The sequence below is a fragment of the Milkweed yellows phytoplasma str. MW1 genome, assembly GCF_000309485.1.
Lineage (GTDB): Bacteria > Bacillota_I > Bacilli_A > Acholeplasmatales > Acholeplasmataceae > Phytoplasma.
The window spans coordinates 1-2,862 of the sequence record NZ_AKIL01000147.1 but is presented as its reverse complement, the minus strand read 5'-3'; the positions used below and the strand labels follow the sequence as shown (position 1 = coordinate 2,862).

3 protein-coding genes are annotated in these 2,862 nt (G+C 26.7%); 2 read left to right on the top strand and 1 reads right to left on the bottom strand.

Features of this window, described 5'->3' with window-relative positions; genetic code table 11:
• Positions 1-138 precede the first annotated feature (138 nt).
• Positions 139-744 carry a 30S ribosomal protein S4 gene (rpsD, locus tag RI76_RS02650; protein WP_017192611.1) on the bottom strand — a complete coding sequence of 202 codons (606 nt, stop codon included), beginning with the start codon at positions 742-744 and terminating at the stop codon, positions 139-141.
• 420 nt (positions 745-1,164) lie between these two features.
• Between rpsD and RI76_RS03035 the strand changes: the two genes are divergently transcribed.
• Both RI76_RS03035 and RI76_RS02645 read left to right on the top strand, forming a co-directional pair.
• The gene (locus RI76_RS03035) at positions 1,165-1,482 is read left to right on the top strand and encodes a hypothetical protein (RefSeq protein ID WP_152411658.1); all 318 of its coding nucleotides are present in this window, start codon (positions 1,165-1,167) and stop codon (positions 1,480-1,482) included.
• Between the two features lie 592 nt (positions 1,483-2,074).
• Entirely contained in the window at positions 2,075-2,395 is a 321-nt protein-coding gene (locus RI76_RS02645) for a Panacea domain-containing protein (RefSeq protein WP_017192609.1), read from the top strand.
• The last annotated feature ends 467 nt before the right edge of the window (positions 2,396-2,862 follow it).

Genomic DNA, 2,862 nt, shown 5'->3' with positions numbered 1-2,862 from the left:
ATATTAATAAATAAAAAAAGATATAAACAGAAATACAAAAAAATATTTAGATGAAAAAAGCCAAAATAATCGTTATTTAATTTATTAAAATCAAAAGATTAGTAAATTAAAGATGGTTACTTAATATATTGATAAATTTTATCTGTTGTAAAATTCAACAATTAATTGTTCGTTAATTTCATGTAAAAATTCATTTCTTTGCGGATATCTAACGTATGTTCCCACTAATTCTTTGTTAACTGAAACATATTCGATTCTGCTATTCTTATTGAATTCTAAAGCGTTTTTAACGATTTCTAATTCTTTAGATTTTTCTTTTAAAGACACTTGTTGGCCTGGTTTTAAACGATAAGAACTAATATTAACTTTTTTAGCATCAACTAAAACATGACCGTGAGAAATTAATTGTCTTGCTTGTGATCTTGTTCTAGCAAAACCCATACGATAAACCATGTTATCTAAACGAGATTCTAGTAAAGTTAAAAACACTTCGCCATGAATACCTTTAGATTTGCTAGCGTTGTGGAAAATCTTTTTAAATTGTTTTTCTGAAACGCCATATGTAAAACGGACTTTTTGTTTTTCTTGCAATTGAATACCATAATCGCTTAATTTGTTTTTACGTTTTTTTTGCTTACTGCCTGCAAAACTTTCTTTTTTTCTAACTAACTCTTTGCCAGTTTCTGACAAAGAATAATTAAGACGACGTGAAATTTTCCATGTTGGACCTATATAACGCGACATTGAACTTAAATCTCCTTACTTGATTTTATGAAGGCATTGAAGTTATGTTTACTTAAGATTAATAATCTACTATAACTATTTTCCTTCTAAAACAGCAAAGAATTACTAATTCTTTTTATTAAAACATTGTCTAATAAAAAATAGAGATTAAGTTAACCAAAAATAAACACCTGTTTTACCATCTTCTATATTTTAAGTTAAAAAGAACAAATAGTCAAGTATTTTTTAACAAAATGATGTCGATTTTCATAAAAAACTCAATAAAAGAGGTTTTTTTTATCAGTCAATATTTTTTCCCTTCTTATTGTAAATGAATCATTCCTATTAATGGTTGGATAAATTTTTTAAAAAGCGCGCAATTTTATCTAAAAATAACTTAAAAAGGTTAATTCATTAACAAAAAGTTTGCGGTGAGGTTTTATGCCAATAAAAAATCCCTTTTTCAGGGATGTTTTCTTTATTATTGTTGAGGTTTTGGTGACAATAAATTTATCGCGATCTTATAAAAAGTTCTTTGCGAGGGATATTTATTGTTTTAATGCGGCAAAAAACGAATGTCATAGTTTATTTTCTTCTTTTTTTAGGTCTTTTAAGGAAGAATATTTGCTTGTTATGCTTGCAATAAGCATTGCAAAGAATGATATAAAAAACTTTGGAGCTCGTTCTTTTCAAACATTCTTTTTGTCTTGTGTTGTCATTTCGCCTATTATAAGGGCAAAACGCTTGACCAACACATAAAGAACAAAAAGGTTTAAAAAAGGGTAAAAAAGAATATTTAAAAACCAAGAAGCATTTTCAAAAAATTCAAAACCGAACAAAAAAGTCGATAAAAGGGTTATTAAAAAGTCGAAAAAAATTCAATTTTATAAAAAAACTTTGTTTTTGTTTTGTTATTTGATTAATTATTTATGTCAATACATTTATCCCTAAAAAAGCTTTATTTTTGATAACTGTTAAGCGATTACCGGTGCAGAAAAAAATCGTACCAACTAAAAAATCAAAAACGGAAGCTGCGTTAATACTGTCCAAGCATTGCGAAACTTGAGTACCGCGCAATCCGATATATGCCTTCTTAAATTGAATTCTTTTTTATTGTCGTTATATTGTCGTTATATAAAACATAACAAGAATATATCTTATCACGATAATTCGCGTTAAAGATTAAAAATAGAACTAGAGAACGAATAAAAAATCACAACCAGCAAAATAAAAACCAAACCAGAACAACAAAAACCCCAAATGTATTACAAATTAATAAAAAATCATATATAATGATAAATAAAAAGGAGGAAAAACATGCAAAAAATCCCCCTAAAGGAGAGCGCACACTTTGTCTTGCAAAGCAAAAACCAATATTTTTGATATAGTGAATTGCATTATTGAAAACAACTTTTTTCCGGTTACAAAAATGAAAATGAATAAAATGATTTATTACGCTCATGATAAATCATTAGTTGAATGCAACGAACCCCTTATAACAGAAGAAATGCAAGCTTGGATTTATGAACCTGTTTTCCCTGCCTTAACTAAGGTTTTAAAAAAATTCACTTACCAACCAATACCTATCAATACCATAAAATGTGGAAAAGCCAGCAAATTAACCACTCAACAAAAAGCCATCATTAAATGTTATTATCCAGAAATACGGTAACAAAAAAGAAAGTTTTTACCTCATCAAACCCACAATGAATTGCCATGGTTAAACGCTTATGACTAACACAAAAATTGGCCGGAAAACATTATTAACAATGAAAATGTCAAAACCTATTTCCAACAAAATTTAGACAAATTGATATTCAAAGAGAATACAAATGAAAAAGATTCAAATTGAAAATATTTTTACAGTTTTTACAAAAAAATACTTTATTAAGGACTTTTACTTTAAATAATAAAAAAACGAGAAAGGTTAAAACAGCAAAAGAAATGATAACGCTTCAAAAGATAAAAGAAGAAGTATTATGAAACAATTATTAAGTCATTTTTTTCTTATCCAAAGTTTAATTTCCTTGAATCATCTTTATTCCTTTTTCAACCTTTTTACAAAAAAAGATAAATTTGATGTCGATAATAGCTCTTATTGATGTTATAATATTGTTTTAAAAAGATATTTTATTAATG